We start from the raw sequence: 26,386 nt of genomic DNA, 5'->3' as shown, positions 1-26,386 counted from the left end.
TAAAGATCCGTGGTAATCCGTCCGATCCGTCTAATCCGAGGCAATAATATTTTATCGGTCAGGCCTTCAGCCCTTGGATGTAGGGGAGAATATTATTACCCAAGGCTTCATCCGACCATGAGCGCTATAGCGCAACATATGGATTACACCGTTGGGCTAGGTTCGGTTTCCCTTTCAGGGAACGTGGAAGCATTAATGGATAGACCACAATAAAGATCCGTGGAAATCCGTCTAATCCGTTAAATCCGTGGCGATAATATTTATCGATTAGGCCTTCAGCCCTTCGTGTTGAGTGGGTATTTTTACCCAAGGCTCCATCCGATCATGAGCGCTTTAGCGCATCATACGGATTACACCATTGGGCTATGTTTGGTTTCCCTTTCAGGGAAAGTAGCAATCATATCACGTTAACAAGAAAATTCATGTTGATTTGTATTATTCACATTACATTTCTAACACATCTTTCGATCCATCCACAAGCCCCGAAGGGGTGATCGTACCTAGCCCAATGGTGGAAACCTTAGGTTGCGCTAAAGCGCATCATACAGGTTGGAGCCTTGGGGAAACAGATACGACACATATACAAGGGCTGAAGGCCTGGCCCAAATTGAACAAAATCATTGGGCGACTGTTTAGTCTCGAAATAAGTAGCAGTATGACACAATCTTTATCTCAAGTACATGTACATATCGTATTTTCGACAAAAAATATTCAAAAACTCATACCTGAAAATCTAAGGGATGCATTACAACGTTATATTATTGGGTGCTTACATTCCATCGAATCTCATGTAGAAGCGATATATTTAAATATTGCAAATAAATTACAATCTTTAAATATATAACATTGTAACGAACTTTTTATTTGCTATTTTTGTATATATAATTACACAAAAACAGATATAGATGATCCAAGAGATTAAAATAAAGAATTTCCTTTCATTCAAAGAGGAAACGGTGTTCAGCTTCGAGGCAACAGCTGACAAGACTCTTGAAGACTATTATGTAGCGGAACAAGCGGATGGAACACGCCTATTAAAAATGGCGATGATATACGGTGCAAATGCATCAGGGAAAAGTAATTTGATTAATGCTTTCGAATTTCTAAACGACTTCACAAATAGCATTCCAGAAGAAAAGAGATCGGAAACTAATTTCATCCCTTTCATGTTTGATGATACAAAAAATCATCCAGGTGAATTTGAATTAATATTTTATGCAAACAAAACAAGACACAAGTATCAATTAATTATAAACCATAATAGTGTAATAAACGAAAAACTCTATTTCTACCCAGGAACTAGACCTGCAATTATTTTCGATCGTTATCTTGATGTTAAAAAAAACATCTCAATTGTTGAATTCGGTTCTAAAATTAAAATCTCTGATCAAGCGAAAGAAGCCATCGAGCTTAAAACACTAATTAACACCTCTGTAATTGCTGCCTACAATCAAGTAAATACTTCAATCCCGGAATTGGATATTGTGAACAATTGGCTAGAATACCAATTTTTAAGTTCTATTAATCCTTACACTGAATTAACCGAATATTCAGATAGCGCAATTAAAGATAATCCTGAAGCAAAATCTCACACTTTGAATTTCTTGAAAGAGGCTGATTTCAACATCACAGATGTCTCTTTCATTGATAAAGTTCAGGAAATACCCGATTCTATTTTAAAGGATATCGAGTCTTCCACGCTTCCTGTCGAAGTAAAAGAGAAAATTAAGAGTGAAAAAGGGCTTCATTATGATGAAAAAATGTTTACACATAGAATTATCAACAACGAAAAAGAAGAACATTTTATACTATCTGAAAGGCTACAATCAAAAGGAACTTTACGTTATTATGGCCTGTCTGCACCTTTCTATCATACAATAAAAAACAATGCTATTTTATTAATTGACGAAATTGATTCAGCACTACATCCTCTATTGGTAAATCATTTTTTAAAAGAATTTCTTCAAAAATCAGATCAAGCCCAACTACTCTTTACCACTCATAATATGTCGTTATTAAACGAGAAAGATATCTTACGTAAAGATGGAATATGGTTTACCGAGAAACTTAAAAATGGTGCTACGGATCTTTTTTCTTTGTCTGACTTTAATTTCCGCAAAGAATTATCATATTTCAATGCATATAAATTAGGTAAATTTGGTGGAATTCCTCAATTGTAAGAAATCATGAGTAGAAAACGAAAAGGTAGAGGACTCAATTTAAAATATGCCGTACTTGGAGAAGGAATAACAGAACAGTGGTATCTAAAGCACCTAAAAGATCTAAAGGGGTACAAATACAGTATCCGTCCATCACTATTTGCAGACATAGGAATTGAAAAAGCAGAAGATATTATCGACGAACTTATCTCTGGTGGTTGCGACCAAATATTCTTCCTTACAGACTACGACACCATTATTAACCAGAATAAAAAAGCACAGTTCAAAAAGCTAGTTGATAAATACAAAGATGAAGAAGGGGTATTTATATGCGATAGTATGCCTAGCATCGAATATTGGTTCTTGTTGCATTTTACATACACAACCAAAGAATATCTCAACTATGAGCAAATTGAACAAGACCTAAAGAAGCATATCCCCGACTATAAGAAAAAAATAAAATACTTAACAGAAGATCGATGGTTCAAGCAACTTATGAGTAATGGAGACCTTGATAAGGCTTGTTCACATGCACAAAAAGGGTTAAAAAAATATCAAAAAGGAAATGTTGGAGAACATTTCCCTTTTACTAAAATTGCTGATATTATTAGAGAATTCGAAAAACAAAAAAACAACCAATAAAATAGTCACTAAACAAGTTTGTGGTGCAAGGGGTAGGCCACGAATTCATGTAAAGTCAGAAGACACCGCTGGAAGCACTGAACCAGCTCGACATCATGAAGCATATTGAAGTGCAAAAGGAAAATTCACCACTAAGGCATGAAGAGTTGAAGCACAAGGTACAGCTCTACTCTATTGGCAATATTATTAAATCGGTCAGGCCTTCAGCCCTTCGTGTGAGGAGTATATATTTTACCCAAGGCTCCAACCGATAGCTTGACCTTGCGGTCAAGATACGGTTTGCACCATTGGGCTAGGTTCGGTTTCCCTTTCAGGGAAGGTAGAAGCATTAAAGGATAAACCACAATAAAAATCTGTGGAAATCAGTCTGATCTGTTTCATCTGTGTGCCATCCTTGCGCTCCAACCCTTTGTGTCTTCGTGGTTCCCTAAAGATCTGTGGAAATCTGTGTTCCCATCTCTTGCGCTCCAACCCTTCGTGTCTTTGTGTCTTAGCGGTAAAAAAAAGATCCGTGGAAATCCGTCTAATCCGTTGAATCCGTGGCTGAGATTTTAGACGCAAGCATTGCGTTTCTACCAAGCATCATGGTTCAAATAAAGATCCGTAGAAAAGAGTATTACCAATAGTCTATACTCTTTTATTTTAAAGATAACAGCTTATCTATCCACTGATTAAATCTTGGGCATTTGCTCCTTATCTTACCTAAGCCAATCGCACTTGCCAACAAAGAACCATAGACAACTTTATTATAATTCTTAAAGATACGTTCTAATCGTTTTGAAGGAGCAGTACCTTTACCACTATTAATATCTTCTGGATTTAAATAGTGTAATTCAGTATCTTTTAGGTAGGGAAGATCATTAAATTCGTTCAATTCAAAATTATCTTCAATGACTTGGACATCACTAAACAACAACCCTTCAAACTCATGTAATTGAAGATATGGGATAAAGCGATAACGAACCGATGAATCTAAGTCGTCAGCCATGGCTTGTTCTAAAAAATCCATTCGCTTTGTTTTATCCACAATATTTTGAGCCTCATCCCACTTAGGAAATTCATGTTTGGACTCTATACCGTAATAATCGAGTAGAGTGGTGACATACACACTTCGATCTTCTAGATAAAGCGCAATCTCTTTCTTTAGGCTATTCCAATGAACGATACCTCCTTGTGATTTCTTAATCTTTGGCACCTGAATATAACACTGATATTCATTAAATAATGGTTGCAACAGATCCTTGCAAAACTCTTGCTCTGTAGGGCCTTCTCCTATGATTACGACTCTTTTCATTTTAAGAAAGGTTGAGCAGAGTTAATAATATTTCGTTCCCATAACTCACCCAAAGTATGCTCTTCAAGCCACTCTGACAGTTGCAATTGATCTAAACGATGAAATACCGATTGATTCTCCACTTCATTTCGATCCACTGTCACCACATCGTCGACATCAAAACAGTCCACAAGGTTAACCGACTGGGTAGAGAGTATTAATTGGGTTCTATTGGATGTCATTTTGATCAGACCAGCTAATTTCTGAATTGCTTGAGGATGTAATCCCAACTCAGGCTCATCAATCACAATAACATTGGGAGGTTCTGGTTGCATCAGAACAGTCGTCAAAGCAATAAACCTCAATGTACCATCCGAAAACTGATAGGCTGAGAAGTTTGAATCTGGGTCTCCTTTTTCTACCCAACGCAACTCTATCTCATTCGGGTTTAAACGTCTAGGCTCTAAGATTAGATTATTAATATAGGGAGCGATAGATTGAATGGTTTTCTCAATACGCAAGAAAAGTTTTGGATGAACCTGTTGAAGATAATAGAGGAAAGCAGGTAAATTACGACCATCCGTCTTCAGATGCCTATTATCGTTCACATCACACTCTCTTCGCAACATAGAGGTAGCTGACGTATCATGAAAATGATAGATCTGGATCTCTGATAGATCTTTTCTCAAATAGCGATCTCTTACAAATGAACTATTTGTGATGGAAGTTTCAAGTCTATTTGTTTTAATAAAATAATTTGTATCATTGTCCTCTCTATCTACATTATAACCAGAACCTTCTTCTTCAATAAACAATCCCCCTTGGTTTGTCTGTCCCATTCTAAACCAGTACGCATTATTATGGTCACTGGATTCATCAAAGATTATCTTACCAAACAGATGCTTCGAATATTTCCTTCCAAAATGAAGTATATTATCACTCTTCTCCTCCATCACATAACGCTGTAGCTGTTGGTTAAAGATAGCATGTATCATCTTAAAGAAAGAGACAAAATTACTCTTACCAGCTCCATTACTTCCAATAAAAACATTGATAGGCTTTAACTCTAATCCTAATTTATTTATGGATTTAAACCCCTCTATTTCAACATACTCTATCATAGTCATTCAGATTTAAAAGCGTATATAATGATGGATATTTCTATGTTTACGATCATAATGATGACATAATACCCATTAAATCATCACATCATTCAATAGGTATTATTCTGCCTCTATTGTTTATTCTGTTTGGTAGACACAATTAATTCTCTTGCATCCACATCTAATATCTCGGCGATCTCTACCACTGTCTCAATACTTGGCTGTGTTTCATTGGTACACCATCTCGAAACTGTCGTTAAGCTTTTGCCCAACTGCTCTGCTAACCATTTGTTCGTCTTGGCTTTCTCCGCAAGAACAATTTTAACCCTATTTATATGTTTTCGCTTAACCATAATACGCAAATTACGTGTATTTTTTTAACCTAAAGGCTAATTTATGAAACTTTGACGAGATTTCATAAATTATTTGATTTGATGAAATTTAATATTACACATCACGTACATCCATCTTCAATAACGACAAAAACCATTACCAAGTATCCATCATAATTCGCAAGGCGTGACAATCGCTGGGAACGCTGAGCTGCCCATCGGCATCGTGCCTCCACACCTCCATGAAACAATAATAAGTTGACACTCTCCTGACATATGATGCCGAGGGGCAGCTCAGCGTTCCCAGCGGTTGTACCTCTCTTGGTCATCAACCAAGATCCGTGGTAATCCGTCCGATCCGTTAAATCCGTGGCGATAATATTTATCGGTCAGGCCTTCAGCCCTTCGTGTTGGAGAAGGTATTATTACCCAAGGCTCCATCCGATCACGAGCGCTTTAGCGCATCATACGGATTACACCATTGGGCTACGTTTGGTTTCCCTTTCAGGGAAGGTAGAAGCATTAAAGGATAAACCACAATAAAGATCTGTGGTAATCCGTCTGATCTGTTTCATCTGTGTACCCATCCCTTGCGCTCCAACCCTTCTTACCCAAGGCTCCAACCTGTATGCTGCGCTATAGCGCAACATATGGATTACACCGTTGGGCTAGGTTCGGTTTCCCTTTCAGGGAACGTGGAAGCATTAATGGATAAACCACAATAAAGATCTGTGGAAATCAGTCTGATCTGTTTCATCTGTGTGCTACCCTTGCGCTCCAACCCTTCTTACCCAAGGTTCCAACCTGTATGCTGCGCTATAGCGCAACATATGGTTTTCACCATTGGGCTAGGTTCGGTTTCCCTTTCAGGGAACGTGGAAGCAGTAATGGATAGACCACAATCAAGATCTGTGGAAATCTGTTTCATCTGTGTGCCATCCTTGCGCTTCATACGGATTTCACCATTGGGCTAGGTTCGGTTTCCCTTTCAGGGAAAGTAGCAATCATATCACGTTAACAAGAAAATTCATGTTGATTTGTATTATTCACATTACATTTCGAACACACCTTTCGATACAATCAAAAGCCCCGAAGGGGTGATCGTACTTAGCCCAATGGTGAAAACCATATGGTGCGCTTTAGCGAATCATACAGGTTGGAGCCTTGGGTAAACATATTACGACATAATCCAAGGGCTGAAAGCCTGGCCCAAATTGAACAAAATCATTGGGCGACTGTTTAGTCTCGAAATAAGTAGCAGTATGACACAATCTTTATCTCAAGTACATGTACATATCGTATTTTCGACAAAAAATATTCAGAAACTCATACCTGAAAATCTAAGGGATGCATTACAACGTTATATTATTGGGTGCTTACATTCCATCGAATCTCATGTAGAAGCGATATATATCAATCCTGATCATCTCCATATTTTGTGTACTCTACCTCGCACAATCCCGATCATGACCTTGGTTACAAAAATAAAATCTCCGTCTAGTATATGGATGAAAAAACATGGGAGTCCATCCTTTTCATGGCAAGGTGGCTACGCAATATTCTCGGTCAGTAAAAGCAACCTTTCAATGGTAAAAAGATATATCCTTAATCAACCCAATCACCACAAACAGGTGGGATATAAGGAAGAATTGATGTTCTTTTTAAATAAATTGGGGATTGAATATCAAGAACAATACCTGTGGGATTAAATCGGTCAGGCCTTCAGCCCTTCGTGCAGGGGATATATTTTTACCCAAGGCTCCAACCGATAGCTTGACCTTGCGGTCAAGATACGGTTTGCACCATTGGGCTAGGTTCGGTTTCCCTTTCAGGGAAAGTAGAAGCATTAATGGATAAACCACAATCAAGATCTGTGTAAATCAGTCTGATCTGTTTCATCTGTGTGCTATCCTTGTGCTCCAACCATTCTTACCCAAGGTTCCAACCTGTATGCTGCGCTATAGCGCAACATATGGTTTTCACCTTTGGGCTATGTTCGGTTTCCCTTTCAGGGAAGGTAGAAGCATTAATGGATAGACCACAATAAAAATCTGTGGAAATCCATATTCCACCCCTTGCACATCAACCCTTCGTCTCTTTGTGGTTCCCTTCTCCGTGCACTTCAATCTAAATCGTCGTTATAGCTAAAAGTTCTGGGGACGGTGTCGTGGATGGATAGTTCCAGATAGCAACTGCCATAAATATATGCATGAAGGGGATCGTACAGCATCACCCAAAAACTTTGATTTTCTCGATGGTATGAGCGATGACAAAGCGTTAGATGGTAGTGGTCATTTATGCATGGAGAGAAAGGGCCATGCTTATATGTACTTTGGTCTTCCTCATCCGCCTGTTGTACTATCAGAAGGGAGTATTTGTTCTCTTTCCAACGCGGCTTAAATTGCAGTTTGAGATCAAGGGTCTCTCCGTTGTAACTTGCCGTGATGGATTGAATAATTCGTTCTGAAGATCCACTAAGAACAATCTCGGGGTAGTTTAGGGAGAGGTTGGGATATGTTCCAATGAAGGAGGTCTTCAGGATGGCTGAACGAGCCATAATATGTCCATTGACATAGGGTTTGTTACTCTGAAAACTAATTTTCACAATATCTCGTATACCATAAAGAAAGCACATAGTGAGCTTCATTTTCATCTGCTGTGCCAACTGTTTGAGGGATCTAGGTTTGACACATTCGGGACGCGAACGTACAATATCCACACCATATGCATGGTAAAACACAACTGGACCTACCGTGCCACTCACGTGACCTTTTTTAATTATAGCCATAACTTTAGATTTTTTATCTCCAACTTATAATATTCTCTCCATACCATCTATATTTTTTTGCAAGCCTGTATGATTATGTGCGTTTATGTGCGATTATGTATGATTTTGCGCCCGCTTCACATGAATATCACTCTGTTATTGTTATGAGATAAAGGGTAGTTGAAAGCCCCTTTCATATGCCTTTCCCCTGCCTTTAGTATGCATAGACTTGGAAAATGTCCAATTATTGTCCGAAAATGGTCCATCATTTTGCGCCAAACGATGGACGATTGTCGAACAATTATCGAATTGTTCTCGAACATTTGCAGGGGAAAGGCATATGAAAGGCAGGGGAAGGTAGCTCTATGGTAGGGTTATGGAGTTATTTAAAACAGATGAAATAGACCAGAATATCTACTTGTAGTGATAAAGAAAGATATTTTAACGAGTGGGATCGAGAAGATCAAGAGATGAGGTGTGAAGCGGTGGCTTCTTTACATTCTTTTGGACCAACAGTTTTATTGGCCCAAAAGAACAGAGGAGTATAATATGGATCTGCAATATACCTTTCATTAAAGTTAATATGCAGATTGGTTTTGGTTATTGAAATGTGGAGAGGAGATGAAAATGAGTGAACTACATCTCCTATACCATTCGGATACAAACATAGATAATGTTAGCTTGCAATCTTGCGCCCCATTGGAACGTATGTTTCTAATCCATTGGCTGTATTTTCAAGAAGGTCTTCATCGATCTGAATCTTGCCTTTTTCAAATAGCAGTACAAGAGTGGAACCTCCATATGCGAAATATCCTTTCTCAGCCCCTTTCTTCACGTGGCTGTCTGGTGCATATGTTTGAATAATTGACCCTACAAAGGTTGCTCCTACCTCTGAATAGAGCACATCACCATATTTTTGGGTTTCCAGAATACTATAACTACGACAGTTGGCACAAAATATTCTCAAACTTTTCTGTAGCGCCAAGGGAGATACGGAGTAGTAGTGTCCTTTGATATCATTCGCTTTGCGGATAATACCATCGGCTGGAAAATGGTAACGGTGGTAGTCTTTAGGTGCTAGACGCACAATAATCATACTTCCATCCTTATATTTGTCAGCTAACTCTTCTGATCCCAAGAACTCTTCTAGGTTAAACGAGGCCCCTTTCACGAAGAACTCTTTGACGTTGCGTATGTTCTTAAATGCAAGTATTTTTCCATCTGCTGGAGAGACAAAATCGTCGTCAATAGGACGCGCACTCGGTTTGATTTTACGACAGAAGAAGTCGTTAAAGGTTTTGTAGTCTTCTAGCTTCTCTTTCTTGTATTCAAGTAGATCGATACCATGGTTCCTTATAAAGTCGCTGATATAACATGTTGACTTGCGTGTATCCATATACTTTCCGACATAGGAAGAGATGAATTTACGCTTAATCAAATAGTGCAAACTTAAACGACCAAATGGTTTGTTATACAACCATTTAAGCCATTTTTCACCGGGAATTTTCTCGATGCATAATTGACCACTTTCTCTATCGATATATTGAATTTGTTTCATTTTTCAAAAATAAAAATATAATTTAAGTTAAACATAAATCTGGAATAAATTCATCTCCTCATCGATATTATTTTATTTTTTTTCGATGAGCAATAGATGTTGCACTACACTAATGTAGATATAACTAATATAACCCAGATTTTGTTTTAATTCCCTCCAAAAGGGACCATTGACTGAAATCTATTGATATTCAACCATTCTAATTAAGATACCTATGGATCAATAAAACCGATCGATCTGATCATTCTGATTTTATCGACTCTATTATCCATCTGTTGGAGCATTGAATTTTGTTGGGGAAGACTACAGTTGGTCTTATATCAATCAAATCATTCAATGAGCTATATCCTTGCATTCTATATTGTTTATACTTCGTTTTAAAGATATCGCGATAAGGAAAACCCTGCTTCCCTCTTTGTACTTTATTTAAACAAAATATATTCACCAGCTCTTATTGATCATTTCATCATTCAGTTGGTATTCGTTTTTTAGTCGCCTTCTTCACATTCTCATTGTAAATTGAATTCGATCTCGTTTATAGGAATTGAGTTGTTCTCTATTCTTTTCTGTTCAGTCTACATATACTATAATGAATTGAATTTTATTTTCATCCAAATGCTCCTTTAAAGCATCCGGCTTAAAACATGCAAAGTTCGGGTTTTTTATTGTAAAAATGAAAAAGCTACACTATTTATAGCATGTTTCAGAGGAATTGCGCACTTCTTCTGCATATTTACAACACCAAACCTCTTTACATCCGTGTAATTATATTCCATGGATAACGATTGCAAGCATAACATCCATGTATTATATTTACAATTACCTTGCCTATCTAATTGATAGATATACATTGGACAAAAGAAAAAGAGGCATATAACAAACTTACCCAGTAAGCTAATCATTTAAGTATAGGACATAAAAAAGGTCATCCTTGAGAAAGATGACCTTTTGAACACTTATTATTTAATCCCACCCAGGATTCTGCTTCAGTTTTTCGTTTATAGTTAATTGATCGGAAGGAAAAGGTTTCAGGTAGTCTCTATTTTCATCAAAACCATATCCATTAGGTAGAGATTTTTGATAAGGATCGATAAAACCATTCTTATCAATATAGAGGTTCCTTCCGATGACAATGATATCTTTTCCTTTGTCATCGAGATATTTCCCTTCTAAATCAGCACCTTTATATAACATACCTTTGGGACGTTTTCCTTTGAATATACTGGCAGCTCTCCATCTCATTAGATCATCAAAACGATATCCTGTAGCCACCATCTCGATGCGTCGTTCTCGACGCACTTCATTAATTATAGGTGTGAGCGTTGGGAACTTCCAGTTAGGGTCTGCAACAATGGCGCCTAGTTCTAGATGAACCATTCCAACTCTATCTCTTAGTTTATTGATCGAAATATCCAAATCATCTTGAGTGATAGAACCAAGTTCTGCTTTAGCTTCTGCATAGTTTAATAGAGCCTCAGCATAACGAAAGATAATCGCTCCTGTAGTACCAAGCCAATGGGCATAACTTTGGTTATAATCGGTATCTAAGCCTTTTTTATTTGCTAAACCGGTAGTGCATTTTTCATCACTAGTCAATTGAATTGGAGGCAACTCATAAATTACATTTGGAGCACCATTGGGTCTATTGCTTATTTTAATATCGCCAGGAACAAAGAGAGATTGTTTAAAACGTGGATCACGATTTTCTACCATTTCATTTAAAGTATGATAAGAATTTGTCATCGTACTTAATGCTAATGGTTTTCCATTCATATCTAGATATGAGTCACAAAAGTCTTTACTCATACCTGTTCCTCCAGTACCTTTTTGAAGATAACGCTGTAGGTTGTGACGTTGGGTTAGACTCACGTCGTATTTTCGCCATAGTAGAACTTCTGAAACAGAGCTGTAGTCTTTCTTGTTGAATAGAGAGAAGTAGCTTGACTTTGGATTGCCATCGTTATATACTTGGCAAGATCCCATATCAATAAGTGCTTTAGATGCAGAAGCAGCCAACTCTAGATATTTGGTTGGATTAGCATCTTTAACCCCAAACACAGTTCCATTATGGTATTTCTCCCAAGTTCCTTCGTAAAGACATACTCTAGATTTAAAAAGCAAAGCGACCTCTTTGGTAATACGCAATTTAGTTTGCGTTTTACTTGCTTTAAGATTCTCAATAGCGTAATCTAAATCTAATATAATATTATCTACCACAATATTACGAGGATCTCTTGGTTTGTATAGTTCTTCCGAGTTGGTATTAAGTACATGGTCATACCAAGGGACATCACCAAACTGTTTAACCAAAGAGTAATAGTAGTATGCACGAAAAAAACGTACTTCTGCAATAAAACTCTTTCTATTTATGTCGTCTCCTGTTACCTTATCACAGTTTTCTAGGAAATAGTTCACCTTACGAATATTTCCCCAGCCCCATCCTCCATTTTTAGAAGGGATGTCCACGGTACCATTTAAACGATTATTAAAGTTTGTAGGAACAAAATTGTCGGAACCATTATCTTTTGCGAAGATACCTCTTCCATACCCCGTACCATGAGATGGGAAAGACTTATAAAACTGATTTGCATAAAGTTCAAGATCATTCGAACTAGACCAATAGTCTGCGGTAGATATCTGATCTAGAGGTTGTCTGTCTAAAAAATCCTTAGAACAAGATGTTGCCACGACACTAAGGATAAATAGATATAATATTAGGTATGATTTTCTCATCTGATTTAATATTTAAAGAAACTACTATGGATTAAAAACTGATATTCACACCTGCTGAGAATACCATCTGAAGAGGATAGATCTTAGCAGCTCCTCTTTTGCCTTTGAAGGCTTCTGGATCGAAAATATCACTCATATTAGAGAAAGTCATCAGGTTCTCTCCTGAGACATAGAATCTAAGCCTTTGAATAGATACTTTCTCTAAGACATGTTTTGGGAATGTATATCCTATTTGCATATTTTTCAATCTTATATATGAAGCATCCTGAAGATATCTTGAAGAAACTTGTTGATTCTTCCCCCCATTTCTGAAGTATGGGCGAGCATAGTATGCATCGGTATTTTCAGGTGTCCAATAGTCCATATGTTCTGCATATGCAACAGATTGCCACATACCACCAGATGCACCGAAGAAACCAGGACCATTAAGCCATATGTCTCTCTTTCCTATTCCTTGCCAGAACATTGAGAAGTCAATCCCCTTCCATTTTGCCTCAAAAGTAACACCATATTGGTATCGAGGAGTTGCATTTCCAATAATGTGTTTATCACCTGAATCATCCACGGTATTTTTTCCCCAGTTTATAACACCATCTCCATTCAGATCATCATATCTCACATCACCAGGAAACCAACCCTTTTTGGATATTTTAGATTGATCTGGTGCATCTTTGATCTCCTGTTCTGATTGAAAAAGACCATTGGATTCATATCCCCATATTTCACCCAACTTCTTTCCTTCATAGCTACTATTCAATAGCTTCTTATCGTTTTTATACTTTATGATTTCACCAGTATAATCTGCAAGGGTTCCCGTGATGCTATATTTAAAGTTTCCAATTTGGTCTTTCCAAGTAAGTGCTAATTCCCAACCTCTAGTTCTTAATTCAGCATTGTTCTCTTTAGGAACACCTGTACCCAAAGTAGAAGGGAGTGTGTTTGCCGGTCCAAACATATCAGAAGTTAATCGTTCATAGGCCTCAACAGAACCTGACAAACGGTTGTTTAATAGAGCGAAATCTAGACCTATGGTTTTCATGGTAACGGTCTCCCAAGTTAGATCCGAACTAATGATATTAGGTGCCTCTGTGTATATTGGTCGCTCTCCATTGATAATCCATGGCAATTCCGTCTTCACCTTCATCAATTCAATATATTGGTAATTTGGGACACTCTGATTTCCTAAAGATCCATAAGAGGCTCTTAGCTTTAATTGATTAAAGTTTAATGATGAAAGGAACGACTCTTTTGCCATATCCCACCCCATAGATATTGAAGGGAATGATCCCCACCGTTTCTCTTCTCTAAATTTCGATGAACCATCGGCTCGCCAATTGATCTCCATTAAATATTTCTCTTTATAATTATAGTTAAAACGAGAGAATACACTTTGTGTAGACCAGTGACCTTTAGAGTCATCTCCAGTTAAATCGCCGACAGCTGTACTAACAGAAGGCACAACGGAGGTTACTAAATCTTTCTTGTTCAACCACTTGCTTTCATAAGTACTTAAAACCTGTTCTGCTCCGGCCATAATTTTAAAGTTATGATCCTTAAGAGAGAATTTGTAGGTTGAGAAAATTTGAGGAGTACTAATCACAGAGGTTCTAGAATCAGTTCGATATCCACTTTGAGGTATTACAGGTCTTTTTTCACCCTGCACACTATAAGTATAGACCTTTTGGGACTCTTTAGAGCCATGATCTGAATTTATTTTGGTATTATACTTTACAGAAGTAACCCAATTTTTAATAGGCTCAAGATCCACGCCTACACTTACTGCCAAACGATTATATTCTCTTTCAGCTCTTCCACCGTTCGTAAGATTTTCGATCCTAGAAGGGTTTGTATAAAATCCATTCTCATCTCTTAATGGATTGTTTGGCCAAATTCGTGATAAATTATGAAGGAAAAGAAACATGTCATAACTAGGGAAATCAGTACTGTTTTTAGTATAATTAATATTTGACTTCACCTTTAGCCAGTCATTTACTTTCGAGTCTAATTTTGTATTTAAGGTATACCTCTTATAGCTCTCATCCCCATAATTCAATATTCCAGATTGATCGTAATAACCAAGAGAAAGATAGTAGCTTGTTTTTTCAGTAGAACCACTCAAGTTAACATTATGTTTCTGACTTGGAGTCCACTCTTTAAAGTGAACATCATACCAATTGGTGTTCGCATTGGCATTTTGAAACGTTCCCCATTGAGTTGGATCATTAGGCCACGGTTTCATATTCGTAATGCTCGTTGGATCTTTATAATATTGGTCAATTCGTCCCAACATTTCAGGAGTAAATACATCGCCACTACCATCATTTCGAGAAGCATCATTAAAGTATCGAGCAAACACTGGAGAGTCGACAACTGCTGGAAGATGTACCGCTTTTGCAAAGGAGAAGTTGTTGCTATATCTAACCCGCACTTTTCCTTTTCCTTTTTTGGTGGTAATCAGAATTACCCCATAAGCAGCTCTAGCTCCATAGATAGCAGAAGAAGCAGCATCCTTAAGGACCGTGATATCTTCGATATCATCTGGGTCTACGTCATTCATAGACATATCGACTCCATCTACTAAAACATAAGGATTACCACTCCCCTTAGTTAATGATGAAAATCCTCGAATACGAATTGATTTTGCTTTTCCTGGCTGTCCTCCAAAGTTAGTGGAAGAGATAGTTAATCCAGCTACTTTTCCTTGAAGTGCATCTGTTGTGTTAGCCACAGGACGATCTTCTAAGGCTTCAGAACCAACTGATGCGACAGATCCAGTTAGATTAGCTTTCTTCTGGGTTCCATAACCAATGGCCACGACTTCTTGTAGGCCAATAGCATCAGATTGTAGTATTATTTTAAAGTCTTTCTTATCACCCAGAGTTACTATTTGGGATTTCATTCCAACAAATGAGATCTTTATTTGGGATGTTTCTGTATTCACTTTTAACATAAATGCACCATTTACATCTGTGATAGTTCCTGTATTTCCTCCCATCACAGCTATGGTTGCACCTGGTAGGGATTCGCCATTATGATCAAGGACAACCCCCTTTATCGTTCGCTGTTTATTCTGTGCTATATTTGTTTCAGCAAGACTCTTTTCTGAGGATGTACTTTGATATTCATCAGCAAAAGAGAGGCTACTTCCAACGATAAATAGAGCTGTAGTAAGAGTTATTCGTTTCGCTAACAAATTACTCCAACGATGCATTCTATCATAGATAGAACTTGATTTGGTTATATTCATTGCTTAATTGTTTAATGTTAATTTTCAGTTTATATAGTACGATGCCTTACATTCAACAATAGAGACTAATGTACATTAGAAGATCCAATAGCATTGGCTCAAATAATAGTTTATAGAGGGTATTTCTTAATAATGATTTATACATTTATATTACCACAATAATTATCAATATATCCCTTTATCAGTGATCAATGTCCCAGATTATAGTTTTTGTGATAAATGGAACAAAGTCATACCCCTATTACTTCCATTAATCTCCTTAATTATGTTATTGACAAGATTAACTAATAGAAGCTAATTAGTTTTAACTCAAATATTACAAGCAACTATATATCAATGATTTTAGGAAATTATAATTCAATATTAGACCTATTATTGGCAGATATTGAACTTTAGAGAAGTTTTTAAGGCACGATTCAACCATTCAACACTTATTTATTAGTCGGATATTATTATTGAACTGATCGTATATATTAATAACAGGTTATATTAAATAGTATGCAGTGTAAATTATTTGGTTGTGCATAAAAATATAACTCCGACTGTTTTATGATTAAATCGGTTGAATAAAGTATCATAGTAGGTGAAAATCATTAGCCAAATTAAAGGGGGATCAAAGAGAGAAATTTAGTTTTAATGAGGAAAAAATAGGGAGGAGTATAGATGAGATCTCATAAGAGAATAAAAGCTTTGAAAGTACAAATGTGATAAAACTTAAGAAGGCCATCTTTAGAGTAAAGATGGCCTTCTTGTTTTTATCACCAATAAAATATTGTATTGGTATTACTTATCCCAACCAGGGTTTTGTTGTAGGTTTTTATTGATCGTCAATTCATTGGTAGGTATTGGTTTTAGATAGTCTCTATCTTCTTTAAATCCATAACCTGCTGGTAGGGCTTTCTTATAAGGATCGATGAAACCGTTCTCATCAACATTGATATTCTTTCCTAATGTAATCAAATCAGTCCCTTTGTCATCTAGGTATTTCCCTTCGAATTCACCACCTACGTACATCATTCCTCTAGGACGTTTACCAACAAATAGGTTGGCTGCCTTCCACCTCATTAGATCATCAAAACGGAATCCTGTTGTTACAAATTCGATTCGACGCTCTCGTCTCACTTCGTTGATGATTGGAGACAGGGTTGGGAATTTCCAGTTAGGGTCTGCAACAATGGCGCCTAGTTCTAGATGAACCATTCCAACTCGATCTCTTAGTTTATTGATCGATATATCCAAATCAGCTTGGGTGATGGTACCTAGTTCAGCTTTCGCCTCGGCATAGTTTAGTAGTGCTTCCGCATATCGGAATACAATGGCTCCTGTGGTACTTTGAAATGAGGAGTAGCTTTGTAGATAGTCTGGGTCCATTCCTTTACAAGATACGAGTCCTGTCATGTTTCCATCTTCCCCTGCAACATCAATTGGAGGTCTTTCGTATAGCTCGTCAGCTGCTCCATTAGGTTTATTGTTGATTTTCACTCTTCCTGGAATATAAAGTGTTTGCCTCATTCTTGGGTCACGATCTTTTGACATTCCAGATAGAGATACATAGCTATTTTCGAAAGTACTTACTGCCAAAGGACGACCTTCTTTGTCCAAATAACTATCACAGAAATCTTTACTCAATGCAGTTCCAGCACCTGGCTGAAGATAGCGTTGTAGGTTATGACGAAGGGTTAAATCTTGATCATATTGTCTCCATAACATCACTTCAGTTACTCCTTTATAATCAGTTTTATTGAACAGTGTATAGTAGCTTGTCTCGGTGTTTCCATCAGAATAGATCTGACAAGTTCCTAGGTCAATAAGTGCTTTTGCAGCAGTAGCAGCTAAATCAAGGTATTTAGTTGGGTTGGCATCCTTAACCCCAAAATCGGTTCCTTCGTGATACTTCTCCCATGTACCTTCGAAAAGTGCTACACGCGACTTGAACAGTAGTGCCACCTCTTTTGTTACCCTCATTGACGTTTGTGCTCCACTACCTTTTAAGTTCTCGATAGCATAATCTAAATCTTCGAGGATTTTATCAATTACAAAGTTACGAGAATCTCTGGCTTTATATAGCTCCTCAGCACCTGGCTGAAGAACATGGTCGTACCATGGTACATCACCAAATTGTTTTACCAAAGAGAAGTAGAAATAGGCACGAAAGAATCGGGCTTCGCCCACATAGCTCTTTTTGTCTTTACTGTCGCCTGGTACATTATCATAGTTATCTAAAAAGTAGTTCACATTACGGATGTCGGTCCATCCCCATCCGCCACCAGAGGTAGGTTTGTTCCATGAGCCATTCATTCGAGCATTGAATGATCGAGGGACAAGGTTATCACTATTGTTATCACGCCAGAACATACCGCCACCGTAGCCAGTACCATGAGATGGAAATTTAGTATAAAACTGGTTTACATAGAGCTTTAAATCATTGGTATTGGTCCAATAATCTGCAGATGATATTTTATCCAAAGGTTTTCTATCTAGAAAATCCTTGCTACAAGAGGCAAGTATTACTCCGATGAATAGTATATATAGTTTAAAAGATGATCTTTTCATTTTTTGAGATCTTTAAATATTAACACAACAATTAAAATTAGAAGTTGATATTTACTCCAGCAGATAACACCATCTGCAATGGGTAAATTTTAGCAGCACCCCAACCTCCACTTATTGCTTCAGGATCGAAGACATCGCTAAGGGATGTAAATGTCAATAGGTTTTCACCAGAAACATAGAAACGTACTTTTTTAATGGAGATCTTCTCTAGCAGATGCTTTGGAATGGTGTAACCTACCTGAAGACTCTTCAGTCGTAGATAAGAAGCATCTTGTAAATACCTTGTTGAAGTTTGTTGGTTCTTACCACCTTTTGAAAAGTATGGACGAGGATAGTAAGCATCTGTATTTTCGGGAGTCCAATAGTCCATATGCTCTACAAAAGCAGCTGATTGCCACTTACCACCTGATGCTCCGAAGAATCCAGGACCACCAATCCATACATCTCTCTTGGCCACACCTTGCCAAAACATAGACATATCAAAACCTTTCCACTTGGCAGTTAAAGTAATACCATATTGATATTTAGGGGTAGAATTTCCGATGACTCTTTTATCGCCAGCATTATCTGCAGTATTGTCCCCCCAATCGATCTTTCCATCTCCGTTTAGATCTTTGTAGCGAACATCTCCTGGTTGCCAAACATTACCTGATATTGGTGTTTGATCCGCGGCATTGTCAATCTCTTCTTGAGATTGAAATAGACCATCTGATTCATATCCCCAAATCTCACCTAACTCTTGTCCTACATAGTACGTTTTAACATTCCTACCATTTTCTTTTTTAGTCAACAGTTTATTTTTATTGTTATACTTGGTTACTTCTCCCCAATAGTTCGCTAGTGTTCCAGTGATACTATATTTGAAATCAGCAATTTGATCTTTCCATGTGAAAGCAAGTTCCCAACCACGAGTACGAAGCGCTGCATTGTTTTCCCAAGGAGCACTAGTACCTAATGTTGCAGGATATGTATCGGCAGGCCCTAACATGTCAGATGTCGTTCTTTCGTATCCTTCAATAGATCCTGAAAGACGGTTGTTTAGAAGTGCAAAATCAAGGCCTAACGTTTTCATGGCAACCGTCTCCCAAGTTAGACTTGGACTGATTAAGCTAGGTGCATTGGTATAAACAGGACGCTCACCATTAATAATCCAAGGCAAGTTGGTTTTTACATTAATCGTTTCAATATACTGATAGTTCGGTACATTCTGATTTCCTAAAGAGCCGTAGGAAGCACGAAGTTTTAACTGGTTTAAATTTAATGGTTTAAGAAATTCTTCTTTTGCAACATCCCATCCCATAGAAACTGAAGGGAATTGGCCCCACCTTTTGTCCTCTTTAAAACGAGAAGATCCATCGGCACGCCAGTTGACTTCAATGAGATATTTCTCTTTGTAATTATAGTTAAAACGAGAGAAGACACTCTGTGTAGACCAATGTCCCTTTCCATCATCAGCAGTTACTTCACCAACAGCTGTACTGATAGATGGAACTTTGTCGGTTACTAAATCCGTCTTATTCGCCCATAAATTATCATAGGTGTATAGTTCTGTCTGTGCACCCGCCATTATCTTGAAATTATGACCATTATCTAATTTCAGTTCATAAGTAGAGAATATCTGAGGTGTTCCTAAAGTACTGCTATTCGAAGATTTATAATAAGAACTATTATTACGAATTGGAACTAATGTATTATCTACGCCATGCTCATAGATTTTCAATGATTCACTATTGGATACACTGCTATACATACGAGCATTGTATCTTACGGTAGTCACCCAGTCTTTTACAGGCTCAAGATCTACGCCTAAACTTAATGCTAAACGTCTATAAGTTGACAAATTTCTACCTCCATTCTGTTGGTACTCAATTTTAGAAGGATCAAGATAGTAGCCATTTGGATCTTTCACAGGATTGGTAGGCCAAGCCCGTGCTACTTCGTGGAAAAGTAGTGGAAGATTATAGTTTGGAAAATCTCTTTCGTTGTTGTTAAAGTTCACATTTGACTTGATCTTTAACCACTTGTTTACTTTGCTATCTATTTTAGCATTTAATGTATAGCGTTTATAATTGTCATGCCCATGTGCTAACAGGCCTGATTGATCGTAATAACCTGTAGAGAGATAGTAGCTTGTTTTTTCGGATGCACCATTTAAAGTGATATTGTGTGTTTGGCGAGGAGCCCACGCTTTAAACTGCTCTTTATACCAATCAGTATTTGCATTGGCTGTATGGTATCGCCCCCACTGGTTTGGATTACGTGTATGTAACATCACGCTTTCGATACTCGTCGGATCTTTATAGTATTGATCGATTCTTCCTAACATTTCGTCTGAAAAGACCACACCGCTACCATCATTTTCAGATGCTAAATTGAAATAGCGTGCAAAAGTGGGAGATTCTACCACGTCAGGAATATTGGTTGCTTTTGAAAAAGAGAAGTTGTTTGAATATGATACTCTAATTCCTTTTTTTCCTTTTTTGGTTGTAACAAGTATCACCCCATATGCTGCTCTAGACCCATAGATAGCAGAAGAAGCAGCATCTTTCAAAACAGTAATATCTTCAATATCATCTGGATTCACATCGTCAAGAGACATCTCTATACCATCCACTAGAATATATGGATTACCACTATCTTTAGTTAAAGAAGTATAACCTCGTATTCGGATATTCCGACTTGAACCAGGAGTGCCTCCAGCATTGGTTGTTGTAATGCTCAGTCCAGCAACTTTACCTTGCAGAGCTTCGGTGGCATTAGATACAGGACGATCATCAATAGCTTCAGCTCCTACAGAAGCAACTGATCCTGTAAGGTTAGATTTCTTTTGGGTACCAAAACCGATAGCCACCACTTCATCTAGTCCTATAGAAGCTCTTTTTAATGTTACATCTATTTTAGATAGATTTTTAATATCGACTACTTGTGATTTCATTCCGACAAAAGAGAACTTCAGTTGGTTCATCGAGCCGGTTACTTTTAATGAGAAATTACCATCAACATCGGTTACGGTACCAGATGTACCACCAACCACGGCAACAGACACGCCAGGTAATGTTTCCCCAGTATGATCAGTTACGGTTCCCTTGATCACTCTCTGTTTTTGTTGGGAAGTTTGGACTTGGTTTTGTAATTCGAGAGGAGACGTTTTTGAAATTGGTTCCGCATTGGATGAATTAATCCCAATAGCAAACGCAAAAGAAGCGTAGGTTACTCTTTTTACAATAGGATGTACAGACGCTACAAACCTATTATAAAAATAACCAGTTTTAGTTACTTTCATGTTTAGTTTTTTTAGTTATGTGTTAAATTCACGCTTATTTCTGCTCATTAATAGAGCAGTTGTCAGTTATTATGTTGATAAAACTACACATCATAATATTCACAACTAGTGATAATAATCATAAAAAACAAAACATAAAGCATAAAACATGTTTAACAAGCGATTATGTATCAATACAATGGATTGCATAAAACAGAACAGAGCACAACAATCAACAGCTTATTAAAAAAAATAATAAAAGGAGAGAAGTAACTCGTTAAACAAGTAGTGTTAATAGCTCATTTCGTATTGGTGTCTCATCCATGTTAGAACCAATAATTACAATCTTACTCTCTCTTTTATCTGAGTTATCCCATGTTTCGCCAAGAGAGGTGTGAAAATCATTACCAACAGATTGAAGAATAAGCTTATGGTTCATATCATGAATACTTAGGATGGCTTTTATACGAAGGACGTTATCTCCATTCATTTTAAGGAATTGGTCGAACCATAGAGAGATCTTTTCTACATCAAACTCTCCATTGAGGGTGTAGCTTAAAGTCTGTATTTGATGGATATTATTGGCAGGTATTTGAGTGAAAGTGAGCTTGGTAAAATCAACGATCTCTTTCTCCAGATTCACTGGATCAAAACATCTACTGTTCAGTATCTCAGTGTCCATGAATTTACCATGAGTGACTTTCTCTATTCTAGCCAGTGGGTTTATAGTTTGAAGTTGATGCTCAACAAGTTCTAATTCGCCCTGTTGGATTAGGTCACATTTATTAATCAGGATAATATTGGATTTGGATATCTGCCCACGCACCTCTTCGAAATTGGGTAGTCGTTTCATAAAGGTGGTAGCATCGACCAGACCGATCACGCTATCTAAATGAAAAAAACGTTGAATACGAGCTCCTGAGAACATGTTTATCACCTGTCCAGCATCTGCCATACCTGTAGCCTCAATAAGCACATGATCGTATATAACACTCGAAAGAATGATACTGTTCAGCACCGTGCCTAGTTCTGTACTTAAAGAACAACATATACAACCTCCAGTCAATTCAAAGAGTGTATTCTTCGTGCTGTTTTTAACAAGTTCTCTATCAATATTGATATTACCCGCCTCATTCTCGATGATCAAGAAGTTTTTATCTCTATTTCGATGAAGAATTTCGTTTAGTAATGTTGTTTTTCCTGCGCCTAAGAAACCGGTAATGATCGTCACAGGCATGGTGGTGGTATCTTTCATAAAGATCAGCTTAAGATTTTAGACCAATTAAATGATGTCTACTATTTCTTCTGCAAGATAATATTTATCACAATAATGCATCCCTAGCTCCTCTATTATTCTACGCTATTGGGTAAAATTAAAAAAGGGCTTTCCGTTGGAATAGAAAGCCCTTTGTGAAATACTTCGTAAACGAAATAACACCAATGATATTGGCATTTAGGTATTGTGTCTATTTGGTTTTATTAGGAAATTTAGGGATAGCAGGATGTTTTGGTGGATTGTTTTTGACCTGCTTCAATACCACCTCAATTGCTTTATTAAGCTGTGCATCCTCTCCATTAAACTCTTTGTGTGGATCGTTCTCTACAATAATGTCAGGAGTAACACCACGACCTTCAATGATAAATTCTGAACCATCAGTAGCAAAAGGAGCATATGAAGGGGTAACGATATGGCCACCATCAACACAACGAATAGAACCAGAGTATCCTACTACTCCACCCCATGTGCGTGTACCAATAATCGTTCCTAACTTATTTTTTCTAAAACGATATGGGAATAGATCTCCATCGGATGCAGAGTAACCGTTACAAAGTAGAACTTTAGGACCTACATGAGTTCCTACAGGACTTACATCCCCCTCTTTTTCATTGGTATGCATGGTATAGAAAGTCGGAGTACGCTTCAACCTTTCTGTGATCATTGGAGAGACATTACCTCCTCCATTAAAGCGATCGTCCACAATCAATCCTTTCTTCTGCAACTGTGGATAGTAAAGTCGCGCAAACATATTTAGTCCATTGACCCCCATATCTGGAATATGAATATACCCCACTTTACCATTGGTCGCCTTATTCACTTTGTCGATATTGTTTTGTACCCAATTGTAGTAGTACAGTTCATCTTCACTAGCCAAAGGCTTGATATAAATAGTTCGAGCACCTACAGACGTTGGCTTATTATTGATAGTCAAAGCAACTGTTTTGTTGGCTTGTCCTACCAACCCTTGATAGATAGAACCTAAATTAGATACACTCTTTTGGTTTACGGCAATAATATAATCTCCTTCGTGTACATCTAAACCTGGTGTTGTCAATGGAGAACGTAGTTTTTGGTTCCATTTAGGTGCTTTCATGATCTCTTTGATCTGGAAGTAACCTTGTGCAGCTTTTTCAACTTTTGCGCCCAAATATCCTCCATAAATACGCTTCGGCTCAGGATGTTTTCCATTGGCAGAGTAAGCATGACCAACGTTAAGCTCTCCGATCATCTCTCCGATAACAAAAGTCAGGTCGGATCTGTGATTTACATATGGTACAAGCTGTTCGTATTTATCATGTATCTTTTGCCAATCTACCCCATGCATATTCTTGGCATAGAAGAAGTCACGCATCTGTCTCCAACATTCGTTATATATCTGCATCCACTCTTGGTGTAGATTTAGAGTTCCTTGCATTTGTGATAGATCGACAGTCTTATCCATTTTAACTGGAGCCTTCAGTGATTTAACCACTTTTATACGTCCTTGGTTGAATAACACAAACTGTTTCATATCACTGGTTGGTCCCCAAGAGAACTTACCTATCTTGGTCTCTTTCTTCTCTGCGATATTGTAAGCATAAACACTCCACTGCTCACCACTTCTGTAACGATTATAATAGATAAATTTACCATCAGAATAGATACTCCAATAGCTTCCTGCTTTGGTTGGAAGCATCACCATACGATCGCTTGGATTATCAAAATCGATCGTTACCAGCTTATCATCTTTTTTCTTATCCGACTTTTTATCAGTCCCTACCTTTGCGTCTTTGTCTTTCTTTGCAGTAGTGATAGGATCGTTTTTAATTTCGAATGGCGAAACGGCATCTTTGTTCAAGAGGAAGATACAGATATTGTTCATATTTGTATATGCATGATTCCATTCTGTTTGGCTATAAGTAGGGCTGAAATTCTGACGTGTAGAGAACAGTAGAGATTTGCCATCTAAGCTAAATGATGGATCTCCTACATCACTCCATCCATCCGTGATATACTTTGTTTTTTTGTTATCTAAACTATATACCGCGATACGATCCATTGGTTTATTAGGCTCTACATAAGTGATCCAACGGCTGTCAGGAGACCATGAACAGCCTCTGTAAATACGTATATCAGAGTGTGCTACTTTAACGATCTTGCCTTTATCGACATCGATATAATAAAGGTCATTATTTTTGTCACTAAGCGCTATCTTCTTGCTATCTGGAGACCACTCCAAGCCGTATAAATAGCTCTTGATCTTTGGTGTCAGACAACGCTCTTGGTCTTGTTTTACATCATGATACCATACACGAAACTCCCCATCTTTATCTGAAACGTATGCATAACCATGGCCATCAGGTGACCATGCAGGGGAACGATCGTTCGCTTTAGAATTGTTGGTTAGATTGTATGTTACCCCTTCTTTTACTGGCACAGAGAAAAGTTCGCCACGGGCTTCGACCAAAAGACGTTGTCCTTGGTTGGCAAGGCTTACATTCTGGATCTCTTTTCCATAATTGTACCAACTGCTACGTGCATATATCTGGTCGTTTTGTATGTCGACATTAATTTTATTGGTTTTACCAGAAGCTACATCATAGCGCATGAGGTATCCCCCTTTGGTAAAAACGATATTCTTTTTATCAAAGCCAGGGAAACGAATATCGTAGTCTGTGAAGTTCGTAAGTTTCTTGTCCTGCTTGGTTTGGGTATCATACGCGAAGAGGTTGGTCGCACGATCTCTATCAGACAGATAGAAGATCTTATCACCAATCCACATTGGAATAATATCTTGATTGTTGTTCTTCACAATACGATCTACTTCCCCTTTTTTGGTATCATAGATCCAGATATCATCAGCCATTCCCCCTTCATAGTATTTCCATGTACGGAATTCGCGGAACACTTTGTTCATTGCAAGCTTATCTCCTGCCGCATTATATGAACAAAAGCCACCAGCTTCTAGAGGAAGTTGTTTAATCTCTTTGGTTTGAATATTTACACGATAGAGCTGCCCTGTGAAACTTCCACCTGTTTGCCAACGAGAACGGAAGATGACCTCTTTACCATTAGGAGTCCACCCCATCACGATATTATTGGGTCCCATACGGTCACCGATATCATCTCTCTTTAATGTTGGGGTGAATGTTAACCTTTGAGGAACACCGCCGTCCGCATTCATCAGGTATACTTCAGTATTCCCATCATATTGTGCTGTAAAAGCAATCTGTTTACCTGTAGGAGAGAAGTGAGCAAACATTTCATACCCAATATCAGAAGTCAGTTGTCGCGCTGTTCCTCCACTACTGTCAACGGTATATAAGTTTCCAGCATAACTAAATACAACTTGGTTTTGATGGATATCAGGAAAACGCATTAATCGGGCTTCTTTGGCTTGCCCTTGCATGATTATGGCTCCCACCATCATTGACAGTAATAATAATCTACGTATCATAAGACGTATTGTTTTGGTTTGAGAAAAATAAGAACTCAAAAG

The 26,386-nt window shown here is 37.7% G+C and carries 15 protein-coding genes; 3 read left to right on the top strand and 12 right to left on the bottom strand.

The genetic code is table 11. The features are described from left to right. Positions 1-905 precede the first annotated feature (905 nt). Together K5X82_17100 and K5X82_17095 are read left to right on the top strand one after the other, a co-directional pair. Positions 906-2,180 carry an ATP-binding protein gene (locus K5X82_17100; GenBank protein ID QZT36931.1) on the top strand — a complete coding sequence of 425 codons (1,275 nt, stop codon included), beginning with the start codon at positions 906-908 and terminating at the stop codon, positions 2,178-2,180. Between the two features lie 6 nt (positions 2,181-2,186). Further along, positions 2,187-2,801, top strand: coding sequence for an RloB family protein (locus tag K5X82_17095; GenBank protein ID QZT36930.1), 615 nt, complete (start codon positions 2,187-2,189; stop codon positions 2,799-2,801). A 637-nt stretch (positions 2,802-3,438) separates the two neighbouring features. Here K5X82_17095 and K5X82_17090 read toward each other — a convergent pair. The 4 genes from K5X82_17090 to K5X82_17075 all read right to left on the bottom strand — a co-directional run bounded on the left by K5X82_17090 (position 3,439) and on the right by K5X82_17075 (position 6,159). Continuing rightward, positions 3,439-4,095, bottom strand: coding sequence for a DUF4276 family protein (locus K5X82_17090; GenBank protein QZT36929.1), 657 nt, complete (start codon positions 4,093-4,095; stop codon positions 3,439-3,441). Beyond that, positions 4,092-5,195, bottom strand: coding sequence for an AAA family ATPase (locus tag K5X82_17085; GenBank protein QZT36928.1), 1,104 nt, complete (start codon positions 5,193-5,195; stop codon positions 4,092-4,094). Before K5X82_17085 ends, K5X82_17090 begins: the two co-directional genes overlap by 4 nt. Before the next feature lie 113 nt (positions 5,196-5,308). Continuing rightward, positions 5,309-5,512 (bottom strand): helix-turn-helix domain-containing protein, encoded by a 204-nt coding sequence (locus tag K5X82_17080; GenBank protein QZT39149.1) that lies wholly within the window; start codon positions 5,510-5,512, stop codon positions 5,309-5,311. A 470-nt stretch (positions 5,513-5,982) separates the two neighbouring features. Further along, positions 5,983-6,159 carry a hypothetical protein gene (locus K5X82_17075; GenBank protein ID QZT36927.1) on the bottom strand — a complete coding sequence of 59 codons (177 nt, stop codon included), beginning with the start codon at positions 6,157-6,159 and terminating at the stop codon, positions 5,983-5,985. A 612-nt stretch (positions 6,160-6,771) separates the two neighbouring features. Here K5X82_17075 and tnpA point away from each other — a divergent pair. After that, positions 6,772-7,218 (top strand): IS200/IS605 family transposase, encoded by a 447-nt coding sequence (gene tnpA, locus K5X82_17070; GenBank protein ID QZT36926.1) that lies wholly within the window; start codon positions 6,772-6,774, stop codon positions 7,216-7,218. Between the two features lie 413 nt (positions 7,219-7,631). Here tnpA and K5X82_17065 read toward each other — a convergent pair whose 3' ends face one another. From K5X82_17065 to K5X82_17030, 8 genes are all read right to left on the bottom strand, one after another. Next, the gene (locus tag K5X82_17065; GenBank protein ID QZT36925.1) at positions 7,632-8,297 is read right to left on the bottom strand and encodes a DUF6266 family protein; all 666 of its coding nucleotides are present in this window, start codon (positions 8,295-8,297) and stop codon (positions 7,632-7,634) included. A gap of 655 nt (positions 8,298-8,952) precedes the next feature. Further along, positions 8,953-9,834, bottom strand: coding sequence for a phosphatidylserine decarboxylase (locus K5X82_17060; protein QZT36924.1), 882 nt, complete (start codon positions 9,832-9,834; stop codon positions 8,953-8,955). A 963-nt stretch (positions 9,835-10,797) separates the two neighbouring features. Beyond that, positions 10,798-12,567, bottom strand: coding sequence for a RagB/SusD family nutrient uptake outer membrane protein (locus K5X82_17055; protein QZT36923.1), 1,770 nt, complete (start codon positions 12,565-12,567; stop codon positions 10,798-10,800). 31 nt (positions 12,568-12,598) lie between these two features. Beyond that, positions 12,599-15,814 carry a TonB-dependent receptor gene (locus K5X82_17050; protein QZT36922.1) on the bottom strand — a complete coding sequence of 1,072 codons (3,216 nt, stop codon included), beginning with the start codon at positions 15,812-15,814 and terminating at the stop codon, positions 12,599-12,601. A gap of 783 nt (positions 15,815-16,597) precedes the next feature. Continuing rightward, positions 16,598-18,367: a RagB/SusD family nutrient uptake outer membrane protein gene (locus K5X82_17045; GenBank protein ID QZT36921.1), complete on the bottom strand. Its 1,770-nt coding sequence runs from the start codon at positions 18,365-18,367 to the stop codon at positions 16,598-16,600. Positions 18,368-18,404: 37 nt separating this feature from the next. Further along, the gene (locus tag K5X82_17040; protein ID QZT36920.1) at positions 18,405-21,650 is read right to left on the bottom strand and encodes a TonB-dependent receptor; all 3,246 of its coding nucleotides are present in this window, start codon (positions 21,648-21,650) and stop codon (positions 18,405-18,407) included. Between the two features lie 256 nt (positions 21,651-21,906). Beyond that, on the bottom strand, positions 21,907-22,884 hold the full coding sequence (locus K5X82_17035) for a GTP-binding protein (GenBank protein QZT36919.1): 978 nt from the start codon (positions 22,882-22,884) through the stop codon (positions 21,907-21,909). Between the two features lie 211 nt (positions 22,885-23,095). After that, positions 23,096-26,344 carry a PDZ domain-containing protein gene (locus tag K5X82_17030; GenBank protein ID QZT36918.1) on the bottom strand — a complete coding sequence of 1,083 codons (3,249 nt, stop codon included), beginning with the start codon at positions 26,342-26,344 and terminating at the stop codon, positions 23,096-23,098. Between the last annotated feature and the right edge of the window lie 42 nt (positions 26,345-26,386).

This window comes from Prolixibacteraceae bacterium (assembly GCA_019856515.1).
Lineage (GTDB): Bacteria > Bacteroidota > Bacteroidia > Bacteroidales > Prolixibacteraceae > Halosquirtibacter > Halosquirtibacter xylanolyticus.
This window is presented reverse-complemented; position numbering and strand designations above follow the sequence as displayed.

What these genes read in the sequence shown, in the direction of transcription:
- K5X82_17100 (QZT36931.1), top strand. Translation starts at nt 906, where the DNA reads ATGATCCAAGAGATTAAAATAAAGAATTTCCTTTCATTCAAAGAGGAA.
- K5X82_17095 (QZT36930.1), top strand. Translation starts at nt 2,187, where the DNA reads ATGAGTAGAAAACGAAAAGGTAGAGGACTCAATTTAAAATATGCCGTA.
- K5X82_17090 (QZT36929.1), bottom strand. Translation starts at nt 4,095, where the DNA reads ATGAAAAGAGTCGTAATCATAGGAGAAGGCCCTACAGAGCAAGAGTTT.
- K5X82_17085 (QZT36928.1), bottom strand. Translation starts at nt 5,195, where the DNA reads ATGATAGAGTATGTTGAAATAGAGGGGTTTAAATCCATAAATAAATTA.
- K5X82_17075 (QZT36927.1), bottom strand. Translation starts at nt 6,159, where the DNA reads ATGTTGCGCTATAGCGCAGCATACAGGTTGGAGCCTTGGGTAAGAAGG.
- tnpA (QZT36926.1), top strand. Translation starts at nt 6,772, where the DNA reads ATGACACAATCTTTATCTCAAGTACATGTACATATCGTATTTTCGACA.
- K5X82_17065 (QZT36925.1), bottom strand. Translation starts at nt 8,297, where the DNA reads ATGGCTATAATTAAAAAAGGTCACGTGAGTGGCACGGTAGGTCCAGTT.
- K5X82_17060 (QZT36924.1), bottom strand. Translation starts at nt 9,834, where the DNA reads ATGAAACAAATTCAATATATCGATAGAGAAAGTGGTCAATTATGCATC.
- K5X82_17055 (QZT36923.1), bottom strand. Translation starts at nt 12,567, where the DNA reads ATGAGAAAATCATACCTAATATTATATCTATTTATCCTTAGTGTCGTG.
- K5X82_17050 (QZT36922.1), bottom strand. Translation starts at nt 15,814, where the DNA reads ATGAATATAACCAAATCAAGTTCTATCTATGATAGAATGCATCGTTGG.
- K5X82_17045 (QZT36921.1), bottom strand. Translation starts at nt 18,367, where the DNA reads ATGAAAAGATCATCTTTTAAACTATATATACTATTCATCGGAGTAATA.
- K5X82_17040 (QZT36920.1), bottom strand. Translation starts at nt 21,650, where the DNA reads ATGAAAGTAACTAAAACTGGTTATTTTTATAATAGGTTTGTAGCGTCT.
- K5X82_17035 (QZT36919.1), bottom strand. Translation starts at nt 22,884, where the DNA reads ATGAAAGATACCACCACCATGCCTGTGACGATCATTACCGGTTTCTTA.
- K5X82_17030 (QZT36918.1), bottom strand. Translation starts at nt 26,344, where the DNA reads ATGATACGTAGATTATTATTACTGTCAATGATGGTGGGAGCCATAATC.